The organism is Mycoplasma imitans ATCC 51306 (genome assembly GCF_000518305.1).
Lineage (GTDB): Bacteria > Bacillota_I > Bacilli_A > Mycoplasmatales > Mycoplasmoidaceae > Mycoplasmoides > Mycoplasmoides imitans.
In genome coordinates, this window is record NZ_JADI01000008.1 from 64,538 (window position 1) to 91,272 (window position 26,735).

Below are 26,735 nucleotides of genomic sequence, written 5' to 3' on the forward strand. Positions count from 1 at the left end.
TTATGGATGACAAACAACAATCAATCAAACAAAATGCAATTGCTTATTTTGATGATTACGAAGTAGCTAAAAATGAAAATAATCGATCAATTCCATTAAAAGCAATCAAATTAGATGAATTTTATCGAAATTTAGTTAAGGATATTTCTTTATCCCAAACTACATCGCTTTATCATATCGAAGATCTGCTTCATAGTCAATATCCTAATTCAAACTATCAACCAAATCATTATAGAAGCGCTTTAGAACAAGAAGAAGCTTATTACGAAAAAAGAACTGAAGCATTCTATAATGATTTTCATAATAGTTATTATAGTCGCTATACTAATTCTTTTTTATTCGATGATTCACTATATAACTATCATTATCAACATTCAAAAATAAATAACAAACATGTTGATGTTTTTAGTGATGGTCGTGAAAGGTTATTCTCTGATAGTGTAATTGATCCTAGACGTGCCGAGAAAACTGCTGAGTTTCAAATTGAAGATTTCATTCAGTGAGCAGCTGATAAAAAACAAGAACGTAAGAAAGCTAAAGAAGCCAAGAAGAAGCAAAAAGAGTCTAAGAAGCGCAAGCAAGCTGAAGAGTATGCTTGGTATGAAAAAGTGATGACTGAAGATACTCAAGCATTCCAAGAAAGTTTTGGTTTTGATTTCAATAGTGTTGATTGAGACAATGTTGATTTTAATACGACATTTAATCTTGGACCTAATAATGAACAAGAGATTGAAGAAGCATACTCTATCCTTGGTGTAAGCAAAAGTGACTCGAGTGATGATATTAAATCTGCTTATCGCAAGTTAGCTAAAAAATATCATCCTGATCTTAATAAAGACCCTCAAGCAGAAGAGATGTTTAAAAAGATCAACCATGCATACGAAGTTCTTAATGAATACGTCTTGTAGAAGTAATTCTGTTTAATAAACAACCAATAAATTAAATAGAATATTTTGTTAGTTAAAAATTTTTTTAAATGAAAAATCTTTTTAGCCTTAACAAAATATTTTTTGTATAATTGAATTGAATTTATGTTGGAATTTTAAGCTTTTTTCTTAAGATTAAAATAATTAAGTTCACAGTAAATTTTTAGATTTCATAACGAAAATATTTAAATTTTAAGGTTTGAAAAACTTTAGAAATTACGATTTTTTTATATATTTGAACAATTAATCGTTATTGTTATTTAATTAGCTTTTACAGGAAGAAACTTTTGATGACAAATTTAGAAAATAACGAAGTTATTCTTAAGATAACCAATCTTAACAAAACTTTTGACAAGAACAAAAAGAACAGCAGCAAAAAGGCGTTAAACAATCTTAGTTTTAAAGTTTATAGAAAGCAGTTTTATGGGTTTTTAGGAATCAATGGTGCTGGAAAAACAACAACCTTAAATATCATTATGGGACTTTTATCAAAAGATTCGGGTTCTATTGAGTTATTTGGTGAAGAAGTTAAGGGTGATTTTACCAAAATAAGAAATAATATTGGCATTGTCTTTCAAAACTCAATCTTAGATAAGAATCTAACGGTTTATGAAAACTTATACTCAAGATTATCTTTATACAAAAATGAGTTTAAAAACAAAACTACCAAAGAAGTTGTTGATGATATGGTGTCTAACTTTAAGCTTGATGATATTATTTCAAGAAAATATGGTAGTTTGTCTGGTGGTCAAAGAAGAAGAGTCGATATTGCTAGAGCGTTAGCACACAATCCTTCAATCTTATTTTTAGATGAACCAACAACAGGACTAGATCCAATCTCACGCAGAATGGTATGAGATATTTTAGAAAAATTAAGAATTGAACGAGGGTTAACAATTATTTTAACCACGCACTATATGGATGAAGCTGACGGTTGTGATTATACGATCGTAATTAAGCAAGGCAAGAAGCTAGCAGAAGGTACTCCAGCCGAACTTAAAACTAAATATGCTAAATCGTGATTATTAGTTCAAGATAAATCTGATCATTCAATAAGAAAACTAATTGAATCAAAAAACCTAACTTATGAAGTTAAGGGTGGTTATTTAAGAGTCGCTTTTGATTCATATAATCAAGCCCATCAATTTACTGAAGAAAATATCGGTAAATTTGATAATTTTGAACTAATAAAAGGTAATATGGAAGATGTTTTTATTAATCTAACAAATGAAGAAAATAAAAAGCATCCAGAACAAGTTTTTCAACACGAACAAAAGCACTGATGAAAGTTAGGGAGATCTAAATAATGATACGAGCAAAAACAACTTTTGGTAGTCTTCTAATTAGAAACATCAAGTTATTCTTAAGAAATAAAACAAGATTTTTCTTCATCCTATTAGGTCCAGTGATTACTTTATTAGTATTCATTTTGATTATTAAAAGAAATAGCTTTGACCCTGGCGGTCGAGCGGTATCTTTTTTAACTTTAAGTTCATTACCAATCGAATCACAAAAATCGCTAAGAGATCTTGGTGCAATTGAATTGGTATACACAACACAATTTACAACTGAAGTTTCCAACTATATCTTTAACGGAACGTTGTTATCGGGATTAATCTCAATCACAGCGCTAACAACAGCAGTACAACTATCACAAAATATTGTTCAAGATCGTGAAGAACGCATTTTAGAAGACTTCTTTATTACCCCAACTAAAACTACAACTGTAAGATTGTCTTATGTAGTATTTAACATCTTATTTAATTTACTAATAACTTTATCAGCACTATTATTTATCTACATATACATTGTTGCAAGATTTCCTACATCACCATTTTCAAAACCGCAAACAATATTAGCAACAATTGGTGTAACGATCTTAATCTGTTTAATCAACTCAATTTTCTTTGTATTTATCTTTTCTTACATTAAGAAATTATCAATTTTCCTAGTATTAACTGCAATGTTATCATCTGCTGGTGGTTTTTTAATCGGCGGTTATTTTCCAATTTCATTATTGCCAAAAGGTTTAAGTGCAGCAATCTCATTAATTCCACAGACAGAAGCTAGCATTCTGTTAAACAATGTATCGCTTGATCACGATATCATTACATCTAGTGTGAACACATTAACTGCTGAAAATGTTAGTGTAACTCTAAGTAATAATGATGAAAAAACATTACTAATGTTTTTTATGGATAATGCTCATATGCAAAAAGAACAAGCGTTGCAAACAGCAAATGAGATTGTAGAAAAATTAACTGATGGCATTAATAGCGGGATTAGAAATTATGCTAAAACAACATTAGTTGGACAAGATGTTAAACCTTATGTTTCAGCTATTTACATTGTTGCAATGTTAGGTTTATTTATGTTCTTGTTATACGCAGTGAAATATTCTAGAAAACGGTAGTATTAAATTTTTATATTTGTATAAATACATAATATTTAAGTTAAAAATGGATGGAAGATTTGAATAGAAATTTTAATCTTCCGTCCATTTTAATTAATTAAACGTTGTGTTAATTTGTATAAAAAAATAACACATCCAAATGGATGTGTTAGATAAACATTTTAATTATGAATTAGTGAGGTAGTTCGATGCCGTTAACTTTTAATCAAAGAATTTGAGATGGCTTAGCAAATTTAGAATATGGGCAAGTTTCGTGAGATAACTTCATTAATTCTTTAGCTTTAGCTTCTGGAAGGTCAACTGTTAGTGAGATTCCTACTCTTAGTTCAAAAGCCATTGGTTCGTCTTGTGCGTGTAATTGAACAGTTACTTCAATTGGAGCTTCTTTAAATTCAACACCTAATTTTTTAGAAACAGCAAAAACAGCTTGAGAAAAACAACTTGCGTATCCAGCAGCAAATAATTGTTCAGGGTTGAATCTATCAGTGTGAGTACCACCCATAGCTTTAGGGAAACCTAAATTTAATGATAATTGTCCGTCAGTTGTTTTAACTAAACCTTCTCTACCAGCTTTAGCAACTGCAGCAGTTTCGTAAACTTTTTTAAACATGAAAATCCTTTCGTTAATTTATTTATAAATAAATTATAAAGGAGTATTTTAAATAAACCTTTTTAAAGCATTTCTAAAATAAAGAACCAAACGGATTCTTGTTAGATTTCAACATTCTACCCATTTCTTCCATCTTGCTTGAAGCGTTTTGTCAGTCTTTTAATAACTTATTTAACTCTTCAACTTTTCTCCCAGACCCTTTAACAATTCTAGCTTTTCTTGCGGGATTTTTTATTAATAATTTAGGGTTTCTGCGTTCTTTTAATGTCATTGAAGACATTAAGATTTTTCATATATGAATCTTTTGCGTTGCTTCTTCAACTTTATCTTCACTAATTTTATTAGCAAACCCTGGTAACATTTTTACTAATGAACTCAACCCGCCCATCTTAGCTATTGATTGAGTTTGTTGCAATAAATCTTCTAGATCCATTCGACCTGAAAGCATTTTTTCAAATGCTTTCATTGTTGATTTTTCATCATAAACTTCTTGAGCTTTTTCAGCCAATGTCATTACGTCACCAAACCCTAAGATTCGATCCGCAATTCTTTCAGGATAAAATAATTCAATAGCATCAAGTTTTTCACCACTAGTTGAAAACTTAATTGGAACATTTAAGATTGATCTTAATGATAATGCAGCACCAGCTCTAGCATCACTGTCTAGTTTGGTAATAATAATTCCGCTTAATTTTAAGTAGTTATTAAATTCTGTGGCAATATTAATGATTTCTTGACCAGATAGACCATCAACAACTAAGATGATTTCATCAGGATCAACTGCGTTGCGAATATTAACTAATTCGTTCATTAATTCGACATTAGTTTGTAATCGACCAGCAGTATCATAAATAATAAGATCGCAATTCTTTTCTTTAGCAACTTCTAATGAGTTTCTTGCAGTTTTAACTGGATCAGTTAAGCCTTCGTTATAAAAGGGCATATTAATCTGATTAGCTAAAGTATTAAGTTGATCAATCGCTGCTGGTCGATATACATCAAGACCAACTAATAAACTGTTTTTTTGTTTTTGTTTATTTAAGAATTTAGCTAATTTAGCAACAGTTGTAGTTTTACCAGAACCTTGTAGCCCAACTAACATAATCTTGGCTAATTTCTTATCAACCTTTAGTGGTTGTTGATCTTTACCTAAAATATCAAGCAATTCATCTTTAATGATTTTTAAGAAATAAGCTTGAACATCAGTACTACGATCAACCGCTTGACCAATTGTTTTTTCTTTAATAGCTTTAATAAACGTTTTAACGACATTAATATTTACGTCGGCATCTAATAAAGCTATGCGAATTTCGCGTAATACTTCAGTAAGATCTTCTTCTTTAATCGTTTGATTGATCAGTCTTTTTTTTAACGACTTAGTAACAATCGATGAAATCATTGATTTGAACATATTAATTAACCTTTTCAAACTACAATAAAGTAGTTTTTCTTACCCTTTTTAATAACTGATAGTTTTTGCTCTTTTTTTGGCGTAATTGTTGCTTGTGGATCGCTAATTTTTTGATCATCAATTTGGATTGATCCATGTGAGATTAATTCACGCAAGATTCTTTTAGAATCTGCTACTTTTGCTTGTAACAAAAGCTCAATCGCTAGATATGATTGGCTTCTGTCTAATTCAACTTTGTCAAAACTTGAGAATACCACTAATTTTTCTTGATCTGATAATTGATCTAGTTGGCTATCGAACAACGCCTTATTCATCTTATGAACGTTTTGTAAATGTTGTTCAGAGTGAATTAATCTGATTAGATAATCAGCTAAATATTTTTGTCCAATTCTTGATTTTTTATCAGCTAAATGTGCATCAATAACCTTTTGTAATTCATCAAGTGAAACGTCTAAAACATAACGATGAATTAGATCAATAATAAATTGATCATCTTGGTTATAAATGTATTGTCAGATTGCGTATGGATGAGTTAAATTTTCATCTAAAAAAAGCGCACCTTGCTCGGATTTACCGAACTTATTACCACTAGGATTTAATAATAAATTAAATGTTAAACCGCATAAGTGTTGCGTATTTTTATCACCATGTTTTCTTTTAATTAGATCAATTCCTGTAGTAATATTTCCTCATTGATCTGATCCACCACATTGAACTTGTACATCATATTTTTCATAAAGGTTTAAGAAATCGTGACCCTGAATAAGGTTATATGAAAACTCTGCATAAGAGATTCCGCCTTCAATTCTTGAACGAATGAATTCTTTGTCTAATAAATACCCAACATTGATTAATTTTCCTGTTTCTCTTAAGAAATCTAGGATATTCATATTTTGATAAAAATCAATGTTGTTGATAATTGTTGCTTGGGTATATCGTTCTAGTTGAGCTTTAATTTTATTAGAGTTATATAAGATCCTTTCATGATCTTGAATCTTACGTTCGCTTAATTTTCCAGAAGGATCGCCAATCAAACCAGTAGCCCCACCTAAGATTGCATAAGTTTTAAAACCAATTTTTTTTAAGTAACGTAAAACAATAATTGGAATTAAATTACCTAAGTGTAGAGATTCACCGCTTGGGTCAAAACCAACATAAACACCTTTGTGATCTTTAAGTGCTAGTGTTAATTTTTCTTCGTTGGAAATCTGTTTAATAATGTTGCGTTTTTTAAGTTCAGAAATAAAGTTCATAAGCATCTGTTAAATATAAAATATCTTATTAATTATTAATGAATAGTTATTGATTATATGATCTAAAAACTAATAAGTTCGATCTTGATAAATTGGGTATTTTGCTAATAATTTTTTCACATCAGATTTAACTTTACTAATCACATTCTCATCACCCTTTCATTGAATAATCTCATCAATAAAGTTAGCAATCTTTACAAAATCTTCTTGAGTTAAACCTCTAGTTGTCATTGCTGCTGTTCCTAATCTAATTCCACTTGGAGTCATTGGTTTATTAGTATCGTATGGAATTGTATTTTTATTAACAACAATGTCAGCTTGATATAATCAATTTTCAACTAAATCACCGGTTAAATTGAACTTTTTGAATAAATTGATCGTAAATAAATGGTTATCAGTTCCGTTAGCAATAATCTCATAACCCTTCTTCATAAATGCATCACAAAATGCCTTGTTGTTATCGATTACATTTTTAATGTAAGTTTTAAATTCAGGTTGTAGCGCTTCATCAAAAGCAATCGCCTTTGCTGCAATAATATGCATCAATGGCCCGCCTAATTCACCAGGAAAAACTGCGCTGTCAATCTTTTTCATCAACTCTTCTTTATTTGTTAAGATCACCCCACCACGTGGACCTCTTAAAGTTTTGTGAGTAGTACTAGTTACAATATCACAATAAGGAACGGGATTTTGGTGATAACCAGCAACAATTAAACCAGCAATATGAGCGATATCTGCCATCAGGTAAGCACCAACTTTATCAGCAATCTCTCTAAACTTTTTAAAGTCAATTTCTCTAGAATAATTTGATGCACCGCAAACAATTAATTTAGGTTGCACTTCAATCGCTTTTTCCATAATTTTTTCATAATCCAAAAGATAGGTATTTGGGTCAACATTATAATGATGGAAATCGTAAATTTTTCCCGAGAAATTTACTTTTGCCCCATGAGTTAGATGACCACCATCATTTAATCCCATTGCTAACACTTTATCGTGTGGTTTTAGCAAAGCTAAATATGCTGCTGCATTTGCGGTTGAACCAGAATGAGGTTGTACATTTGCATGACGCGCACCAAACAATTGTTTTAGTTTTTCAATAGCAATTGATTCAATCTGATCAACATACTCACACCCACCATAATATCTTTTATTTGGCGTTCCTTCAGCATACTTGTTAGTTAATACAGATCCAGCTGCTCTAAGTACAGCTTCAGAGACATAGTTCTCTGAAGCAATTAGTTCAATCTGGTCTTTTTGTCTTTGTAATTCGTGATTGATTAGCTTAAAAATGTCCATATATATTTACCGGTTTGTAATTTTAACAACATGTTTATTATAAATAAAGAATATTTATGGTAAAATTTATATGCTTTATGTAGTTTAGTGGCTTCTAAACTATATTTATCGTGGGATTTCAAAACAAAGATTATTTAATATTAATAATTATTAAGGAAATTTAAAAAATGCAAAAAACAACAATGCAAAAGCCAGTTGTTGCAACAAGAAACCGCAAATGGTATTTAGTTGATGCTTCAGGTTTAGTATTAGGTAGATTAGCTGTTAAAGCTGCTAACTTACTAAGAGGTAAGAACAAACCTGATTTCACACCTAATGTTGATTGTGGTGATTATTTAATTATTTTAAATAGTGATAAAGTTGTTTTGACTGGTAACAAATTAGATAACGAAAAGTGATATCGACACTCTAACTATATGGGTGGAATTAAATCACGCTCTGGACGTGAAATGGTAGACCACTATTCAGACCAATTAGTATATGACGCTATTAGAAGAATGCTTCCTAAAAACCGTCTTGCTAAAGATATGATGCGTAAATTAAAAGTTTACAAAAATGATCATCATGAACATGATGCCCAACAACCGACTAAACTTGATTGGAGTAAATAATGGCTGTAGTAACATTTAAAGGATTAGGTCGAAGAAAATCTTCAACCGCATTAGTTAAGTTAACTCCAGGTTCTGGTAAGTTAGTAATTAACAACCGCAAAGCAGAAGAATACTTTCCAAACAAGATTGTGATTCAAGATATGCGTCAACCGTTAGAAGTTACTAAAACAGCTAGTATCTATGATATTAATGTTGTAGTTAACGGTGGTGGTTTCACTGGTCAAGCTGGTGCAATTCGTTTAGCAATAGCTCGCGCTCTTGTAAACATGAATCCAGAACTTAAAAAACAATTAAAACAACACAAACTAGTAACACGTGATGCGCGTGTTAAAGAACGTAAAAAATTCGGATTATACGGTGCGAGAAGAGCGCCTCAATTTACTAAGCGCTAGAGAGATAAAATCCCTGTCTATGGGATTTTATTTTTATATGTAAATCAATTTATATGTATACTAGAACTAAAACTAAGAAAGTTTTTGTCGGCGATGTGCAGATTGGTGGGCAGAATAAAATTGTGTTGCAATCAATGACGATAGCTAAAACAAAGCACGTTAAGAAAAGTCTTAAAGAAATAAATGATCTAGTTAAAGAAGGCGCAGACCTTGTTCGGATTGCCGTGTTTGATGATGCAGATAAGCGCGCGATTCGTAAGGTTGTCGAACAATCACCTTGTCCTATTATTGCTGATATTCATTTTAATCCCGATTATGCAATAGCAGCAATCAAATCAGGATGTAAAAAGATTCGATTAAATCCTGGTAACATTAAATCTAAAGAAAAATTACGTGAAATTTGCTTGTTAGCAAAACAACATAATGTGCCGATCAGAGTTGGTGTAAATTCTGGTTCAATCCCATCAGATCTAATGCGCGAATATGGCGTGACATCAAAAGCAATGATTATTGCTGCGCAAAGATATGTGCGAATGCTTAGACGTTTTGATTTTGACAATATTGTGATCTCACTAAAAACATCAAGCGCATTATTAAGTATGGAAGCTTATGAATTAGGTGCTAAAAAATTCAGTTATCCCTTACATTTAGGGATAACTGAAGCAGGCACATTAATCAACGGCACGATTAAATCAGTAGCAGGTCTAACCCCTTTATTATTAAAGGGGATCGGTGATACAATTCGCATCTCTTTATCAACTAATCCAGTTGATGAGATTAAAGTTGCTAAGAAAATGCTTAACTCGCTTGGTTTATATGATAACTTAGTTGATGTTGTTGCTTGTCCTACTTGTGGTCGATTGAATTTTGATTTATTTAAAGTTACACGAGAAATTGAAGATTTTGTAAAAGATCTTAATTTTCCACTAAAGGTTTCAATCTTAGGTTGTTCAGTTAATGGACCTGGTGAAGCTAAAGAAGCTGATATCGGAATTGCTGGTGGTAAACAAGAAGGAATTATCTTTAAAAAAGGTATTGTGGTTAAATCTGTGAAGCAAGAATATTTAGTTGATGAACTAAAACGAATGATCTTAGAAGAATACGAATTATTTAAAAGGAAAAATAATAAATAATAACAATGAAAAACTTTATCTTTAATCACCCACTAATCTCAGATAAACTATCAAAGATGCGCGATGTTAATACTGATTATTATTTTTTTAAACAGTTGTTAACTGAAATCACAACATTAATGATGTACGAAGTTGGTAAGGACTACGAATTAGATGAAATTGTAGTAACAACACCACTAACAACAACAAAAGCACACAAACTAAAACATAACTTCGTGATTATCCCGATCTTAAGAGCTGGTCTTGGAATGGTTGATGGTGTACATAATGTAATTCCAACAGCAAGAGTTGGTCATATTGGTTTATACCGTGATGAAAAAACTTTCCAACCAGTTGAATATTATGCGAAATTTCCCACAACTATGATCGATGCTCATGTGATCGTGTTAGATCCAATGTTAGCAACTGGAGCATCGGTTGTTAAAGCGATTAGCATGGTAAAAAAAAATAAACCAAGATCGATTAAATACATGGGATTGTTAGGTGCACCTGAAGGTTTAAAAGTTTTAAATGAAGCCCACCCTGATGTAGGTGTTTATCTTGCTTGTTTAGATGAAAAACTAAACGAAAAAAACTACATCTATCCTGGTTTAGGAGATGCCGGTGATCGTATTTTTGGTACTAAATAAACTAACAAAGATTATATAACTATGTTATTATTAGGTATTAAACGGTTAGATAAATAATTGAAAAGTGTTAATTTATTTGTCAAAATAAAAATTAGCAGACGCAGCCAGAATGAGTTTTAGACCAAGAAAAATTATTAAATGACCCTTATTAATTGCAGGAATGACAGTAGTCGCAACTACTGTTTCATCTTGTGGAATATTTGATTTTATAAATAATTGGGGAACACAAAAAACAGAAGTAAATTCGTCAAGAATCAATAATCTTAGTGCATTTTTACCATCGAACAATTATAAGAAGATTTACGATATTACTTTTAGTTTTGAATTTAACAATTCTGGTGGGTATAATCCATCACGTTTAATGTCAAATAGTGAAGGAGTTACTCCTAGCACTATTGATCGTCCTTACCGTGTTTTTGGTACAGGATGATTATTTGATTGACAAGCTCAGCAAGTTGATGATAATGATCCAAACGCAAAATGAACTGGATATTTTGCGACAAATTTACACGTAGCAGAAGCACTATTAAATCCTTTAGATAACGCAAAATATCGACCAAGCTGATACCAAAACGAACTACCGCTAGCTGGTGTTGATCAAACACTTTATTTCAATTTAGGTAAATGGGATGAAGATTTAGCGATTAAAAACGATCATAACCCTAAATCATTAACTTACATGCCATTAAGCGCGTTGCCTAAAACCGTATATACAGCAACTAGCTTTTATAAAGAAGCGCCAAAGTGGATTACTCCGATTGAAAATGATAATCCGAATGGGATTCGTGAATACATTGATTTTGCTGTTTTAGCAATTACATTAAATCTTTCATGAACAATGAGAGAAGGTCAAAAAGTTTATCGTTATAACGATGAAAGACAACTTTATAACCGTTGGATTATTCCAGCAATGAATGTTGCTAAATCGTTATGAGATAACAAAACAATTTATAACCAGCCAACAACATTACCTAATAAGAAAAATGAAACCGATGGAACAACAGATCAATTACCACAATTAGGTTTTTTTGACAATTCAAATTATGTTGATCATAAAGTTAGTTTAGAAGACTTTAGTGTATATCTTGGTGGCTATCCATACTACTCAGATTGACCAACAACTCCACAGTACACAAAGTTTAATGTTCCTTCAATAACTAACCGCCCAATTCCTGTAACAAACGATCCTAAAGGTTCACCAGGTTGAACAATCAATGCTTCAACTCCCGAAAAATTAAACGGTCAAAAAGTAGCAACATCAAGCTCAGTATTTTTAAGCGCAACTGGTGGAATTCGTTCAGGGATTTATAATGCTGATATCGCTAGAAACTTCAAATTAGTTTATCGTAACGTTAAATATAAACAATACGGTTTTGGTTTTATTATTCAAAATTCAAATTTATCAGCAGGTTCATCAGGCTCGTTAGCATTAACTTCAAACAGTCAAGCTTTGGGAATTTATTTTGGTACAGTTTCAGATGATGAAAATCAAGAAGCTAGCTTTGGTTTAGTGGCTTCATTATTCAACCGCAGCAAGATCTCAGTTAATGTTGCAACTGCTGCTAACCGATTTGAAACTGATACAATCCAACCATACGATTTAATTTATGGTAACAGTTTGATGACGGATGATTATGGTTCATATACAAGAGCAATAACAACACTTAAATTATCATCTCGTTTATTACAAGAGATGAAAAATCCTTCTTCATCTAACACGACTACAACTAATACCACTCAAAAACCAACTACGACAACAAACTCAAATTTAGGTACTAGCACAAACCCTACAACAACAAATACGAACAATACACCAAACAATAACAACGACAATTCGCTTAACGCTTGATGAACAGAAATTTTTAAAAATATATTTGGTAATAACCAAAATTAAAAAACAATTTGATTGGTTAATTTAACCAATCTTTTTTTTTATTATTAATTTATTTTCTAGCTTTTTTATCAATTGAATAAGTTCTTTTTTAATTTTGGTATCAATATCTTTAAGCATTTTTACTATTTATATTTATTAGGCGTATAATTTAATCGTTCTTTTATAAATATATTTAAGATCAGATGATAGTTGATAAAAAAATCATTAAATGCAACTTAATTGCTTTTAATGCTTTATCCATCTTAGCACTAATCATTTTATTGGCCTTAATATTCTCTAAAATCATTGGTTTACAATGGTTTTATAGTGGCTTGTTAACCTTGGTGTTTTGTAATATTAGCTTGGTAATTGGGTTAATTGTTCCCAATTTGTTGTATAAAAGTGCAACAAAGCTTAATATGAAACAAGTTAAATCAACACGTTTTGGTTTTTTTATCTTTGGGGTGTTAACTCTTTGTTCAAGAATTTTTTGATACGTGATCCCAATTGTGATCATTGGAGTTATGAATCAATGGCAATTTCAAGGCAAAGTGTTTAATGTCTTTCCTGCGATCTTATGACCTTTATCAATGATTGGAATACATATCGTAGTTAACTACTGAATATTAAATAAAGATATTAAAGAACGCAACAAACTTAAGGAATTAAATAGCAATGTTGCCACAGGAGATAGTCTACAAGAAGCTTTTTAGTACGCAGACACAACAAGCCTGACAAGACTTTTTGACGACCAAACCGCTTGCATCACAAGGAATTGAATGAACACCATTAATTCCCACAGCTCACGTGATGTCGATTTTTTTGGTGCTATTCATCATTGTAATATTAACCGCTGTATATTATTCAAGGTTAAAAAAATTAGATCCAACTAAACCACCAACAGGTTATGTTTTGGTTGTGCAGTTGTTAATCTTACAATTTGAAAATCTCACGGTTGATTTATTGGGCGAAAAAAATCGCAAGTACAGTCTTTTATTTATTGTTATTTTCATCTATATTTTGATTAGTAACTTAATGTCATTAGTAGGTGGAATAGCAGCACCAACATCTTCATCAACCGTTACATTCTCATTAGGATTAATGTCGTTTTTTGGAACGTTTATAATGGGGGTGAAATACCAAAAGTTAGCTTACTTCCATCAATTCTTTTTAGTGATCAAAATTAAAAAGAAAGTGATTCCATTGATGCCAAACCCATTAAATATTATTGGTTACTTCGCACCATTGTTATCAATTTCGTTGCGTTTATGAGGTAATGTTTTAGCTGGTTCAATTTTCGTCGCTTTATTGTATAGCGTGTTTAGAACACTATTTACACTAGGTCCACCAAGTACATTTAATGTTGGTTTGGTCTTTGGATCTTTAGCAGGGGGACTGCTCTTGCCATTCTTCCATGTCTACTTCGATATTTCGGTTTCAGCGATCCAAGCATTTGTGTTTGTTAGCTTAATGCTTACTTATTGATCTCAACCAGTAAAAGCAGCTGAATTCCAAGCTGAAGAAAAAAGACAAGAAATGCTTGAAAACCAACGACTAAACGTCAAATAATTTATCCTAATAAATTAATCTAATCAGATAAGTTAAAAAATATATTTTGTAAAATTTAATAGCAATTAAAAATAATTTTAAAAATTACCACAAGGAAAAAATAACTATGAACAACATTTTTCTAGCAATCCACGATCTAATCAACCAAGCTACTGAAGTTAATGTTACATTAACTAACCACGTTGGTGCTTATATTGGTGCTGGTATGGCGATGACTGCAGCTTCTGGTGTAGGTGCTGGTCAGGGTATTTCATCAGGGCTTTGTGCTATTGCCTTAGCACGTAACCCAGAGTTATTACCTAAGATTCAATTATTCTGGATCGTTGGTTCAGCGATTGCAGAATCTAGTGCGATCTATGCGTTAATTATTGCGTTTATTCTAATTTTCGTAGCACGTTAGTTATGCGATTGACCAAAGTTAAAAAACTTTTATTATTAAGTTTTAACTTCGTAATAATATCAGCAATTGTTTCATCTTGTTCAATTCCAGATGAATTGCAATCTAAGACAATTGTTAATGAATTCTTTCCCAATTTTTGGGTTTTTGTTGCTCACACGATCGCATTATCAATCATTATCATCTTGGGAATCTTCTTATTGTGAAAACCAACTAAACGGTTTTTAGCAAAAAGAGCAGAAGCAATCCAAGCTGAAATCAATAACGCTAATGAACTAAAAAAGCAAGCGCAACTTTTATTAGATAACGCTAAAAAAGAAAAGCAAAAAGCTGAACAACAAGCACGCGAAATGATCAATTTAGCGACTAACCAAGCTTATCGATTAAAATCTGATCTTGAGTCTGATGCTAAGCGTAAAGCAAACCGAATTATTCAAAATGCTCAAGCTGAAATTATGAAACAAGAATCTATCCTAAAAAAAGAGCTTGAAGATCGAATCGTTGATGTTGCTCTTGAAGCAACTTCAACATTAATTAAGAAAAACGTTGCTAAAGAAGATCACGAACGATTGGTCAATGAACTATTAAAAAACTTAGACTAATTTTATGGATACTAATATAATGGGTTTTGCTAGAGCATTACTTGATCTAGCTCATGAAGAAAATAATGTGCCGTTGTTTTATGACAACCTAAAAGTTGTTTTTGATTTAGTCAAAAAAGATGATGACTTAATGTCATTAATGAATAGTAAGGTCTTATCAAAACAGCAAAAGCGCGAGATTATTGATGTCGTTTTTAAGAATAACTTATGCGAAACGATCGTTAACTTTTTAAAAGTTGTGATTGATGATAACGAGTTCTTTCATATTAAAACAATCATTAAAAAGTTTTTTAGAATGATCGAAGAAGAAGATCGCACAATCTTTATTAAAGTGGTTTCAGCGATTGAACTAAATCCAGAACAAAAAGCCCAGTTGGTAAAAAAGCTCCATAAAAAGTTTGATTCGCAAATAAAAATTTTATACCAAACCAATCCCAGCTTGATAGCAGGAATCAGAATCCAATCAAACAATCTGTTAATTGATAACTCAATTGATGGCAAACTAAAATTATTAAAACATCAACTAAGAACCTTATCGAAAGAAAACTAGACTATGGCAATTAATTTAAATGAATATTCTTTATTAATTAAAGATCAGATTAAGAAATATGCTAATAAGATCGTAAGTGATCAAAAAGGGTATATTATGATGATCGGTGATGGAATCGTGCGTGTTAGTGGACTTGACGATGTTTTATTAAACGAACTTGTTGAGTTTGAAAATGGCGCATATGGGATCGCATTAAACCTTGAACCTAACTCAGTTGGGGTGGTAATGTTATCAGATTATTTTGATCTAAAAGAAGGTTCTTCAGTAAAAAGAACTGGTAAAGTGATTCAAGCACCAGTGGGTGATGGTTTATTGGGTAGAGTAATTGACCCAATTGGTTTACCAATTGATGGTAAGGGTGAATTAAAAAATATTAGTGGCTATGCTCCGATCGAACGTTTAGCTTACGGGGTAATGCAACGTAAAAGTGTTCACCAACCACTAGAAACAGGAATCTTAGCGATTGATAGTATGTTACCAATCGGTAAAGGTCAAAGAGAGTTGATTATTGGTGACCGTCAAACTGGTAAAACAACAATTGCACTTGATACGATCATTAACCAAAAAGGTAAAAACGTTAATTGTATCTATGTTGCAATCGGTCAAAAGAACTCATCTGTTGCTCAGATTACAAGATTATTAGAAGAAACTGGAGCGATGGCTTACACCACAATCGTTAGTGCGACTGCAAGTGAATTAGCAGCACTATCATACATTGCACCATTTGCTGGTGTAACGATTGGTGAAGAATGAATGAGACAAGGCAAAGATGTCTTAATTGTTTATGATGACCTATCAAAACATGCTGTAGCTTATCGTGCATTATCATTACTATTAAGAAGACCACCAGGCCGCGAAGCATATCCTGGGGATATCTTCTATTTACATTCACGATTACTTGAACGTGCTGGGAAATTAAGCGACGAATTAGGTGCTGGTTCAATTACAGCTTTACCAATTATTGAAACTCAAGCCGGTGATATTTCAGCTTACATTCCAACTAATGTGATCTCAATCACAGACGGGCAATTATTCACTACAGCATCATTATTCAACTCTGGTCAAAGACCAGCCATCCACGTAGGATTATCAGTTTCTCGTGTAGGTTCAGCTGCACAATTAAAATCAATCAAACAAGTTTCGGGTAGTCTAAAATTAGAACTTGCGCAATATCGTGAATTAGATACGTTCTCACAATTCTCATCAGATTTAGATGCTGAAACTAAGATCGTACTAGAACACGGTAAGCGGGTGATGGAAATGTTTAAACAACCGCAATCTAAACCGATCGATCAAACTAGTGAAGCAGTGTTGTTATTTGCAATTAGAAACCGCTTCATCAAATGAATTCCAACTGATCACATCATTAAATTTAAAGAATTTGTTCTAGATAAGATTAAAGAAGTTGATGTTTACAAACAATTAGAAGATAAAAAAGAATTTGATAGCGAGATCGATCAAAAACTAACAGCATTCTTCAAAGATGCAGTTAAAAAATACACTTCAACATTAGTGGATTATGATGGTTCACTTTATGGTGATCAAAAAGAATTGGAGTAATCTGATATGGCTTCGATGCAAGATTTAAAACGTCGGATGGAATCAATCACAGTAACTCACAAGATTACCAAAGCAATGAGGATGCTTTCAACTGTAAAGTTAAACCGTTTTAAAGCAACCTTAAGTAAAAACAAAGAGTTTTATCAAGAGTTTTATGAAGTAATAGGTGCGATCATTACCAATTACAATAAAACTAAACCTAAAACAGTTGTTGATAATAATAAATCAAATAAGAAACTGTGGATCGTAATCAATACCCAATTAGGTTTATGTGGTTCTTATAATACAAATATAGGAAAACTTTTAGTTAACGAGATCTCAAAAGATGATGAGATCATCTTAATTGGAACTAAATTAAATTCTTATCTAAAAACGCGCAACCACAAAGATCAGGTAATTAAAACTTACACAATCAATGATAAGCACATTGATTTTGAATCATCTTATATGATTGGTAAGTTTGTGCTTGAGCTTTATGAAAAAAATCAATATGATTCAATTAACTGTGTTTATACCAACTACATTAACAGCTTAACGTTTGAATCAAAAAAAATCCAATTGATTCCTGCTGATCCATCAATCTTTCAAAAAGACACCTTAGATCAGATTAATGATAACTTTCCTAAAAATATTAGTTTTGAACCAGGTGTTGATGTTATTATTCCCGCATTAGAAAAACAACTATTACAAGTAATCTTATATGGTTGTTTAATCGAATCTAAGGTGTGCGAATATGCAAGCAGAAGAAACGCAATGGATACGGCTGCTAAAAATGCTGATGATTTATATAACAAATATAAGTTGTTATATAACCAATTACGACAAGCCAAAATTACCCAAGAAATTAATGAAATTGTTGCAGGAGCGGCTAAATAGTTATGAATACAAAATACACTTATGGTAAGGTTTACCAAGTGGTAGGACCAGTAGTTGACGTTGTTTTTGAAAAACAATCTGATCTTCCTAATATCTATGATTGTTTGATCATTGATCAACCAAATATGAAACTTCATTTAGAAGTTGCCCAATTAATTGGGGATGATATTGCTAGATGTATTGCGATGGGTCCAACTGAAGGGCTAGCAAGAAACGTTAAAGTAACATCAACAAACCAACCAATCTCAGTTCCAGTAGGAACTGAAGTGTTAGGTCGGATGTTTAATGTGATTGGTGAACCAATCGATGAGAAAAAACCAATTGATCCATCAGTTAAACGAATGTCAATTCACCGTCCTGCTCCAAGTTTTGCTGACCAATCAAATGAATTGGAAGTTTTTGAAACCGGAATTAAGGTAATTGATCTACTTATCCCTTATGCTAAGGGTGGTAAGATCGGTCTATTTGGTGGTGCTGGTGTTGGTAAAACCGTATTAGTGCAAGAGTTGATTCATAATATTGTAACGGGTCATGGTGGTCTGTCAGTATTTGCGGGAGTTGGTGAAAGAACTCGTGAAGGAAATGACCTATACTATGAAATGATTGAAGGTGGTGTTATTGATAAAACCGCATTAGTGTTTGGTCAGATGAATGAACCTCCCGGTGCTAGAATGCGTGTGGCATTAACAGGATTGACGATGGCTGAATATTTCAGAGATGTTAATAACCAAGATGTGTTATTATTTATTGATAATATCTTCAGATTTACTCAAGCAGGTTCAGAAGTATCTGCATTATTAGGTCGTATGCCTTCAGCGGTTGGTTATCAACCAACTTTAGCTGAAGAGATGGGTTCATTACAAGAACGTATTACTTCAACTAAATCAGGTTCAATTACCTCAGTTCAAGCAATCTATGTTCCTGCTGATGACTTAACTGACCCAGCGCCTTCAACAACATTTACCCACTTAGATGCTAAGACCGTTTTAGACCGTAATATCGCATCACTTGGGATCTTCCCAGCAGTTAACCCACTTGATTCAACTTCAAGATTACTTGACCCAAGTGTGGTAGGTATTCAACACTACCAAACTGCGCGTAAGGTACAAATGATCTTACAAAAATTCTTAGAATTACAAGATATTATCGCAATTTTAGGAATTGATGAACTTTCTGAAGAAGATAAACTAACAGTTTCAAGAGCACGTAAGATCCGTAACTTCTTATCTCAACCATTCTTCGTGGCTGAAAAGTTTAGTGGTAATAAAGGTAAATACGTTCCGATTAGTGAAACAATTAAAGGCTTTAGTGAGATTGTTGAAGGTAAACATGATGATGTTCCTGAACAAGCATTCTTCTATGTTGGTACAATAGACGAAGCGATTGATAAAGCTAAAGCGTTAGACAAATAATGGTTAAACTCAAAGTCCTAAGTCCTAATGGCACTCTCTTTGATGAAGAGATCGAAATGATCATAGTTAAAGGTGCTGATGGTTATGCTGGTTTTATGAGAAACACCCAACCATCAATCTTTGCAATTAGTAATTCTGTAGGTTATATTACCTATCCTGATAAAACTAAAAAAGCCGTGGTTATTGATAATGCAACACTTTACTGTAACAAAGATCTAATTAAGATCTTTGCTTTAGATTTCATCATTGCTGACAACTTATCTTATGATGATATTATCAAACGTAAGCAAGATCTTGAATCCAGGATTAAAGATACTACTGATACTAAAGAATTGCTGCGTCTACAACACGCTTTAGATATCGAATTATTAAAACTAAAAGAAGTAAAATAATGCGTCGATTAGACTTAAATAATGTATCGGAATTACAAGACCATATCAATCAGATTGATCCTAGTCATTTTTATAGTGCACTTACGTATTATTCTTGATCTTTTTATGGCTTAGATATTAGTTATCATCTTGTTGAAGATGGCATTAGTTTTTTTGGTGAACCTAATTTAGAAAAAAACCTTTTGCATGAACTCTTGCATGATAAGTTTACACCAACCCAAAAAGTTATTGTAGCTCCGATCACAAAACCAAACCAACCAGATCTTTTTTTAGCTTTAATTAAAAAACAGATCGATCAATTGGACAAAAATCAACCAATCTTTATTGATGATTTAACTAGTATTGAACTAGAATGGTTAAAAACAAAATATAGTTTAGAAGTGATTCATGAGAACTCATCAAACTTTTTATATGAAACAAAAAAATTGATCAGTTTAGCCGGTAAAAACTTACAAAAAAAGCGCAACCATCTTAATTTTTTTCTTAAAGAATATGAAAAAGATGCCACGATTAAAATTAACAATGACGTTGATTTTAATCAGCTAGAAAAATTTTATTTGGAATGGATTAATGATTGGGAAGATCCAACTAGTTACCAAGCTGAATTAGCTTTATTCTATGCAATTAGACCTTTAATTGATGATGGCACACTAAAATTAACGGCGTTATATTATTTAGAAAAGATTATCGGGTTTTGTGTTTCTTATTCAGTTAATAATCGTTGCGAGATTTTTATTGAACACTGCGATGAAAAATACCGTGGATCATATCAATACTTATTAAGTAACAGCTTAAAGATTCATCACATTAACGACCCTCTAACCGATCGCCAAGATGATATGGGAAGTGCTTCAATCTTTTATTCAAAACTATCGTATAAACCTGAATTTATTATTAAACGATATCTAGTAAAAATCATATGTTAGAACTCACCAAAGATCCCAAATTAATCGAACAATTTAAATATTTTTATTTACGCGCATTTACCGAAGAAAATGAATTTTCTTGGGATTATTTGGTTAACGTTTATTACGGTCAAGAGATTAAAATTTTTGTTGAAAAAGATATAAAAAAAGATTTTAAATATGGTTGCTTTGTTTTAGAAAAAAAGTTGATGATTAACAATGAGTCTAAAACTGCAGCATTAGTTTTTGGAGTGGTAAGTGATGAACGTTTTCGTGGTAAAGGCGTACTCAACACTGGGTTTGAACCATTCTTGATCGAATTAACTCAGCAATATGATTTAGTTTTAATTCAAAGTTTTAATTGAAAGATCTATCGTAACTTTAATCTAACGCCATTAGATAATCTACATAAATTTGCTATCCGCAATCAGTATAAAAAAAACGATCATTCAAATAAGATCGATCTATTTAACTATCACCTACACCAAGATAAGATTAATGATCTTTATCAAATACGCAAGCAATATTTTATTCAAAATAAGATTGAAAATTATAGTGATTATTCATTGCATGAATATAAGAAATACCTATTATTTAATTTCTTAATCGGTGATGTGATCTATTATACTGATCATAGTTATTGCCAACTAAGTAAGGATTATGAAGCTTATCAGCTTTATTATCTGGATAAAAACGATATTAATAATTTAATCTTAAAGATTCCTACAATCTTAACCTTAAGCTTGAATGATTATCAACATGATGATTTCAAAGATAACAAAGCATTAGTGAAAACTAACCAAATTAATCTTACCCGTTGTTATTACCAATCTAAATTAAAAATAAATCAAATATTCTTTAACGAGTTGAATTAATTATGTTATAATTCATATGGTAATCACGACGGAAGTATAGCTCAGCTGGTTAGAGCACACCCCTGATAAGGGTGAGGTCGATGGTTCAAGTCCATTTACTTCCACCAGTTTTTCGGGGACGTAGCTCAATTGATAGAGCACCTGACTTGCACTCAGGAGGTCGAGGGTTTGACCCCCTTCGTCTCCACCATTAAACCTTACTTAATTTTTTAAAACTAATACCAATCGGTGATTTGGTATTCAATATAATAGAAACGAACAGCCTTGTAATAGCTGTTCGTTTTTTATATATAGTATAATAATAGACGTTAATACTTAATGGATTTTTAAAATATGAAAAAGATCGCAATTATCACAGATTCATCATCAACGATTAAAGCAGATGAATTTAAAGATGTTTTTGTAGTACCGCTACAAATTACGGTAAATAATACAAAAACATATTTAGATGGTGTGGACATTCAACAAGAAGAAGTTTATGATCTGTTAGTAAACGATAAAAATGTTGATATTAAAACATCAATGCCTATAGTGCAAACGATGTTGGATGTGACTAAGAAAGCAGCAAATGAATACGATCACGTATTTGTTTTAACGATTTCAAGTGGTTTGAGCGGAACTTACAACCAATGAAAGTTAGTGATCGATTCAGAACTAAGTGATCATAAGAATATTAGTATTTTTGATACTCATGATATTGCGATCTCATTAAGATGATTGGTTAATGATGTTCAAGAATTAATTAAACAAGATAAATCAATCAAAGAGATTGAAGAATATATTACGAACTGAAAATCACGAATTTGTTCAATGATCGTGGTTAATGATCTAACCCAACTACGCAAGGGCGGAAGAATTTCAAAGATTAAATCACTAATTGCAGGGATTTTAAAGATCAGCCCAATTATCGCATTTCATAAAGGTGTTAATCAGTTAGTTGATAAAGCAATTAATGTAAAAACAGCAATTGAAAAGTGTATTAGTTTTGCTGGCAATGTGCTGAAATTAACTAAAAACAAGATCATCAAACTTGGTTTTTGTCACACCTTTAAAGAAAAAAAGAAAGTTGATGAACTAATTAAATTAATTAAAGAACAACTAAAAGCACTAAAGATTAATGATCTTGATATCGTATTGATCACACCAGTAATTGGCGTACACACTGGAGTGAATGCGTTTTCAATGAGTTTTCTAATTAAATAAAAGTACTTAAACCAATTTATTTAAAGTTAATAGTTAATAATTTTTTATTAATTATTAACTTTTTATTAATTAATATTAAAATTTATATCGAGAATTTAATTAAAAATTAAAAGAAAGAGAAAACTTAAATGTCAAAATTAAAAATTGGTATTAACGGGTTTGGACGCATTGGCCGTTTAGTTTGCCGTGAGCTATTAAATCACGCAGATGTAGAAGTTGTTGCAGTTAACGACTTAACTGATGCTAAGACTCTAGCTTACCTATTAAAATACGATACAGCTCACGGTAAGTTAAGCCAAAACGTAAGCTCAACTGAAACTGAAATTGTTGTTGGTAAACAAAAAATTAAAGTTTACAGCGAAAAAGATCCAGCGCAAATTCCTTGAAAGAACCACAAAGTTGATCTAGTTATTGAATCAACTGGTCGTTTCTTAACAAATGAATCAGCAAGCGCTCACATTAAAGGTGGTGCTAAAAAAGTTGTATTATCAGCTCCTGCTAAAGAAAAAGACATCAAGACTGTAGTTTATAACGTAAACCACGAAGAAATTAAATCAACTGACACTGTTATTTCTGCAGCAAGTTGTACAACTAACTGTTTAGCTCCTGTTGTTAAAGTATTAGAAGACAAGTTTGGAATCAAAGTTGGTTTCATGACCACTGTTCACGCTTACACAGCTGATCAAAGATTACAAGATGCTCCTCACTCAGACTTCAGAAGAGGTCGTGCAGCTGCATTTAACATGGTACCAACTTCAACTGGCGCTGCAAAAGCAATTGGTCTAGTTGTTCCTAAAGCTACTGGAAAATTAAACGGTATAGCTGTAAGAGTACCTACAATTACTGGTTCATTAGTTGATCTAACAGTTAAGTTAGAAAAAGATGCTTCTGTTGAAAAAATTAATGCAGCTATGAAAGCTGCTGCTTCTGAATCATTCTTATACTCAGAAGATGAAATCGTTTCTTCAGACATTTTAAACGAAACTCACGGTTCAATCTTTGATAGTAAATTAACTTCAGTACTAGAAGCTAATGGTGAAAAACTATACAAAGTATACGCATGATATGATAACGAATCTTCATACGTTGCTCAATTAGTGAGAGTTGCTAAGTACTTTGCTAATTTACCAGATAAAAAAGTTGCTGCTAAAAAATAATTAAATAATGATTAACTACAATAAGAAAACCTTAAAGGATGTTGATCTAAAAGATAAGACCGTAATCGTTCGTGTTGATTTCAACGTTCCAATTAAAGACGGTAAAGTTACAGACGAAACTAGAATAGTTCAAGCGTTAGATACAATTAAGTATCTAATTGAACAAAACTGTAAGATCATCCTACTAAGCCATTTAAGCAGAATTAAATCATTAGACGATATTAAGTCTAAGAAGAAAAGCTTAAGACCGGTTTATGAGAACTTAAAAACAAAGATCAATAATGTTAAGTTCTTAGAAGAAAACGTTGGTTATGATGTTGTTGAAGCTGTGAAGCAATTAAAACATAAAGATGTTTTATTACTTGAAAACACACGTTACAATGATGTTGATCAAAACGGCGAAGTTGTTAAAAAAGAATCTAAAAACAGCCAAGAATTAGGAAGATTTTGAGCAAGTTTAGCTGATGTGTTTGTTAACGATGCATTCGGTACTTCTCATCGTGCGCACGCTTCAAACGTTGGAATTGCTAAAAACATTGCACATTCTTGTATCGGTTTTTTAGTTCAAAAAGAACTAGAAGCATTATCAAAATTAACTAATTCACCAAAACGCCCATTCGTTGTGATCTTGGGTGGTGCTAAAGTATCTGATAAATTAAAGGTGATCGAATCATTACTAAAATCTGCTGATCATATTCTAATCGGTGGGGGAATGGTTAATACCTTTAATATGGCTAAAGGTTATAATATCGGTAAGTCTTTATATGAACCTGAAATGTTAGACACAGCTAAAAAGATCTTAGCTGATGATAAGACTAATAAGATTATTTTAGCAACTGACCAAATGGTAACTAAAGCTAGTACGATTACTGATATCAAAACTGCACCTGCTGGTAAGTGTGTGTTTGCTAAAGATGAAACTGCTGATGAAGACTTTGAAGCTTTAGATATTGGTGTTAAATCTATCGAAACTTTCAAAACTTACATTGCTAAAGCTAAATCAATTTTTTGAAATGGTCCTTTAGGGGTGTTTGAAAACCCAAATTATGAACGTGGTTCATATGAAATTGCTAAAGCAATTAGTGAATCTGATAGTTACAGTGTAATCGGTGGTGGTGATAGTGCTGCTGCTGCTAACCAATTTAAACTTGCTGATAAATTCAGTTTCGTTTCAACTGGTGGTGGTGCTTCATTAACATTTATGGAAGAAACTGTGTTACCAGGTATTGAAGCAATTCAACCTAAGTAATCATCTAAGTCAACTCAAAGTTAAAACCTAGCTCAGCTAGGTTTTTTCTTTCATAGATATAGTCATTAGCTAAATTTTTAAAAATATTTTTTTCCTTTAAATAAAAAACATATATTGAGTAGATAGTTAATTTTCAATTTTGCAATGTAATTGATACGAATTTTTTAATTTCTATAAGTCAAGATATACATATGAGGGTTATATTTGCTTAACTTTTATTGTTGTTGATGAAAACGTAATGATGAACTGATTAAAGATAAAATAATGTAATCAATCAAATCATTTGTGTGTTGTTGATTGGAAATTTAGAATTGAACAATCTGGTTTAGCAATATTGGTTAGATTGAATGAAACAAATATCGCGATCAACGTTATGTTTCAATCGTCAAAATAAGATTTATTTATCATGATGTTGAATGATTTTACCTAAAGATGTAGACAACAAGTTTTTTTTGATGAAACAAATAAAACATGCTTTATTGATTAGCACTTTTTCAAGCACGCCAATCATTATTTTTGTTTAAAAATTTTAAACGCTTTTAACACGCAATAAAAAAACTTAGCAAGATAGTGATATTTTACAATATCGAGGTTATCAGATTTTTATAAAGTTTTAATCTAATCGATTATGGTGGTCTTTGGAAGCGTAAAAGAACGATAGTATTGGAATTAAAATGCTAAATTGAAATTTTCAAAAAAGACAAATACAAAGATATTAAGAAGCTTTGAAACTGTCTAATGATCACTGTTCAAACGTTCAGAATATAGGAGTGGAGTTTTTTAAATATATTAATCAAAATATTGTCAAAAATTTTATAAAAATTCTGAAAAACGATCAAAGAAGAACAGAATTTTAAAAAAATGAGTTTAAACGAAATTAGTTTCATGCTGTGACGAGTCATCAAATTAAACAATTTGATCAATGAATCCATTAGAAATGAGTATTATGATAACGCATGTATCAATCTTTTTTTAAATGAGTAATATTTTGGCACAAAATTTTAAGTAAATTTAATTTAAAAATTTAAGTTTTAACAAAATAAAAACCAAAAAAACATCAACTAAAAATCGTTTAAAAATCACATTTATCATGATTACAATTGCGCATTTTGTTTAATAAATTTCAATAGTGAATCACAAGAAAAAAATTTTGGCAAAAAATCATCAAAAAAGGGAACGAAGCTAATTTTGTGTAATCTGGATTTTTTCGAACTTTTAGTTTTTCTTAAGTAAGTTCGGAAATACATCCATTAACTCTTCATATATTCTATATCAATTTCTCAGTCTATTACTTTTCTGATTTAGTTTTTTGTACCTTGGGTTGTAACCAAAATGTACATAAAGGTCTAATAACAGTTGGTTTATGTTATTAAAAGACTTTTTAGCAGCTAGGAAACTACCAATTACTGAATTATAGTTTTCAACTATGTTGCTAGTA

At 31.5% G+C, this 26,735-nt stretch carries 26 protein-coding genes, 2 tRNA genes and 1 pseudogene; 24 read left to right on the top strand and 5 right to left on the bottom strand.

Features of this window, described 5'->3' with window-relative positions; all coding sequences use genetic code 4:
• The first annotated feature begins 2 nt into the window (after positions 1 to 2).
• From P690_RS04615 to P690_RS0101220, 3 genes are all read left to right on the top strand, one after another.
• The gene (locus P690_RS04615; RefSeq protein ID WP_027121981.1) at positions 3 to 908 is read left to right on the top strand and encodes a DnaJ domain-containing protein; all 906 of its coding nucleotides are present in this window, start codon (positions 3 to 5) and stop codon (positions 906 to 908) included.
• 308 nt (positions 909 to 1,216) lie between these two features.
• On the top strand, positions 1,217 to 2,233 hold the full coding sequence (locus tag P690_RS0101215; RefSeq protein WP_027121982.1) for an ABC transporter ATP-binding protein: 1,017 nt from the start codon (positions 1,217 to 1,219) through the stop codon (positions 2,231 to 2,233).
• Complete coding sequence (locus tag P690_RS0101220) at positions 2,233 to 3,339, top strand: ABC transporter permease (protein WP_027121983.1); 1,107 nt, start codon at positions 2,233 to 2,235, stop codon at positions 3,337 to 3,339. Before P690_RS0101215 ends, P690_RS0101220 begins: the two co-directional genes overlap by 1 nt.
• A 172-nt stretch (positions 3,340 to 3,511) precedes the next feature.
• Here the strand turns inward: P690_RS0101220 and P690_RS0101225 are convergent, their stop codons facing one another.
• From P690_RS0101225 to glyA, 4 genes are all read right to left on the bottom strand, one after another.
• Positions 3,512 to 3,949: an Ohr family peroxiredoxin gene (locus tag P690_RS0101225; RefSeq protein WP_027121984.1), complete on the bottom strand. Its 438-nt coding sequence runs from the start codon at positions 3,947 to 3,949 to the stop codon at positions 3,512 to 3,514.
• Between the two features lie 73 nt (positions 3,950 to 4,022).
• Positions 4,023 to 5,360, bottom strand: a complete 1,338-nt coding sequence (ffh, locus tag P690_RS0101230; RefSeq protein ID WP_027121985.1) for a signal recognition particle protein — start codon at positions 5,358 to 5,360, stop codon at positions 4,023 to 4,025.
• 5 nt (positions 5,361 to 5,365) lie between these two features.
• On the bottom strand, positions 5,366 to 6,613 hold the full coding sequence (tyrS, locus tag P690_RS0101235; RefSeq protein WP_027121986.1) for a tyrosine--tRNA ligase: 1,248 nt from the start codon (positions 6,611 to 6,613) through the stop codon (positions 5,366 to 5,368).
• Between the two features lie 69 nt (positions 6,614 to 6,682).
• Entirely contained in the window at positions 6,683 to 7,912 is a 1,230-nt protein-coding gene (gene glyA, locus P690_RS0101240) for a serine hydroxymethyltransferase (RefSeq protein ID WP_027121987.1), read from the bottom strand.
• Between the two features lie 167 nt (positions 7,913 to 8,079).
• Here glyA and rplM point away from each other — a divergent pair, with 167 nt between their 5' ends.
• The 21 genes from rplM to P690_RS0101350 all read left to right on the top strand — a co-directional run bounded on the left by rplM (position 8,080) and on the right by P690_RS0101350 (position 25,297).
• On the top strand, positions 8,080 to 8,523 hold the full coding sequence (rplM, locus tag P690_RS0101245; RefSeq protein WP_027121988.1) for a 50S ribosomal protein L13: 444 nt from the start codon (positions 8,080 to 8,082) through the stop codon (positions 8,521 to 8,523).
• Positions 8,523 to 8,915, top strand: a complete 393-nt coding sequence (gene rpsI, locus P690_RS0101250) for a 30S ribosomal protein S9 (protein WP_027121989.1) — start codon at positions 8,523 to 8,525, stop codon at positions 8,913 to 8,915. Before rplM ends, rpsI begins: the two co-directional genes overlap by 1 nt.
• Before the next feature lie 53 nt (positions 8,916 to 8,968).
• Entirely contained in the window at positions 8,969 to 10,048 is a 1,080-nt protein-coding gene (ispG, locus tag P690_RS0101255; protein WP_027121990.1) for a flavodoxin-dependent (E)-4-hydroxy-3-methylbut-2-enyl-diphosphate synthase, read from the top strand.
• 5 nt (positions 10,049 to 10,053) lie between these two features.
• A complete protein-coding gene (gene upp, locus P690_RS0101260) occupies positions 10,054 to 10,677 on the top strand; it encodes a uracil phosphoribosyltransferase (RefSeq protein ID WP_027121991.1) in 624 nt (207 codons plus the stop codon).
• Positions 10,678 to 10,786: 109 nt separating this feature from the next.
• The gene (locus P690_RS0101265; protein ID WP_027121992.1) at positions 10,787 to 12,571 is read left to right on the top strand and encodes an MIP family Ig-specific serine endopeptidase; all 1,785 of its coding nucleotides are present in this window, start codon (positions 10,787 to 10,789) and stop codon (positions 12,569 to 12,571) included.
• Positions 12,572 to 12,753: 182 nt separating this feature from the next.
• Positions 12,754 to 13,263, top strand: a complete 510-nt coding sequence (locus P690_RS0101275; protein ID WP_027121993.1) for an MG406 family protein — start codon at positions 12,754 to 12,756, stop codon at positions 13,261 to 13,263.
• Positions 13,226 to 14,119 carry a F0F1 ATP synthase subunit A gene (locus tag P690_RS0101280; RefSeq protein WP_027121994.1) on the top strand — a complete coding sequence of 298 codons (894 nt, stop codon included), beginning with the start codon at positions 13,226 to 13,228 and terminating at the stop codon, positions 14,117 to 14,119. The genes P690_RS0101275 and P690_RS0101280 overlap by 38 nt, the downstream gene beginning before the upstream one ends.
• Positions 14,120 to 14,225: 106 nt before the next feature.
• A complete protein-coding gene (locus P690_RS0101285; RefSeq protein ID WP_027121995.1) occupies positions 14,226 to 14,519 on the top strand; it encodes an ATP synthase F0F1 subunit C in 294 nt (97 codons plus the stop codon).
• Positions 14,520 to 14,521: 2 nt separating this feature from the next.
• Entirely contained in the window at positions 14,522 to 15,118 is a 597-nt protein-coding gene (locus P690_RS0101290) for a F0F1 ATP synthase subunit B (RefSeq protein ID WP_027121996.1), read from the top strand.
• A 4-nt stretch (positions 15,119 to 15,122) separates the two neighbouring features.
• Entirely contained in the window at positions 15,123 to 15,668 is a 546-nt protein-coding gene (atpH, locus tag P690_RS0101295) for an ATP synthase F1 subunit delta (RefSeq protein WP_027121997.1), read from the top strand.
• A gap of 3 nt (positions 15,669 to 15,671) precedes the next feature.
• Positions 15,672 to 17,228: a F0F1 ATP synthase subunit alpha gene (gene atpA / locus P690_RS0101300; RefSeq protein WP_027121998.1), complete on the top strand. Its 1,557-nt coding sequence runs from the start codon at positions 15,672 to 15,674 to the stop codon at positions 17,226 to 17,228.
• Between the two features lie 6 nt (positions 17,229 to 17,234).
• A complete protein-coding gene (gene atpG / locus P690_RS0101305) occupies positions 17,235 to 18,104 on the top strand; it encodes an ATP synthase F1 subunit gamma (RefSeq protein WP_027121999.1) in 870 nt (289 codons plus the stop codon).
• 2 nt (positions 18,105 to 18,106) lie between these two features.
• Complete coding sequence (gene atpD / locus P690_RS0101310; RefSeq protein WP_027122000.1) at positions 18,107 to 19,516, top strand: F0F1 ATP synthase subunit beta; 1,410 nt, start codon at positions 18,107 to 18,109, stop codon at positions 19,514 to 19,516.
• Positions 19,516 to 19,908, top strand: a complete 393-nt coding sequence (locus P690_RS0101315) for a F0F1 ATP synthase subunit epsilon (protein ID WP_027122001.1) — start codon at positions 19,516 to 19,518, stop codon at positions 19,906 to 19,908. The genes atpD and P690_RS0101315 overlap by 1 nt, the downstream gene beginning before the upstream one ends.
• On the top strand, positions 19,908 to 20,834 hold the full coding sequence (locus P690_RS0101320) for a phosphatidylglycerol lysyltransferase domain-containing protein (protein WP_027122002.1): 927 nt from the start codon (positions 19,908 to 19,910) through the stop codon (positions 20,832 to 20,834). Before P690_RS0101315 ends, P690_RS0101320 begins: the two co-directional genes overlap by 1 nt.
• Entirely contained in the window at positions 20,828 to 21,688 is an 861-nt protein-coding gene (locus P690_RS0101325; protein ID WP_027122003.1) for a hypothetical protein, read from the top strand. The genes P690_RS0101320 and P690_RS0101325 overlap by 7 nt, the downstream gene beginning before the upstream one ends.
• A gap of 30 nt (positions 21,689 to 21,718) precedes the next feature.
• Positions 21,719 to 21,795, top strand: a tRNA-Ile gene (locus tag P690_RS0101330).
• A gap of 7 nt (positions 21,796 to 21,802) precedes the next feature.
• A tRNA-Ala gene (locus tag P690_RS0101335) sits at positions 21,803 to 21,878 on the top strand.
• Between the two features lie 143 nt (positions 21,879 to 22,021).
• On the top strand, positions 22,022 to 22,891 hold the full coding sequence (locus P690_RS03950) for a DegV family protein (protein ID WP_245576658.1): 870 nt from the start codon (positions 22,022 to 22,024) through the stop codon (positions 22,889 to 22,891).
• 128 nt (positions 22,892 to 23,019) lie between these two features.
• Positions 23,020 to 24,048, top strand: coding sequence for a type I glyceraldehyde-3-phosphate dehydrogenase (gap, locus tag P690_RS0101345; protein WP_027122004.1), 1,029 nt, complete (start codon positions 23,020 to 23,022; stop codon positions 24,046 to 24,048).
• A 7-nt stretch (positions 24,049 to 24,055) separates the two neighbouring features.
• Positions 24,056 to 25,297: a phosphoglycerate kinase gene (locus P690_RS0101350; RefSeq protein ID WP_027122005.1), complete on the top strand. Its 1,242-nt coding sequence runs from the start codon at positions 24,056 to 24,058 to the stop codon at positions 25,295 to 25,297.
• Positions 25,298 to 26,512: 1,215 nt separating this feature from the next.
• Here P690_RS0101350 and P690_RS04235 read toward each other — a convergent pair.
• Positions 26,513 to 26,735 (bottom strand): annotated as a pseudogene (locus P690_RS04235) (IS256 family transposase); the annotation flags it as partial.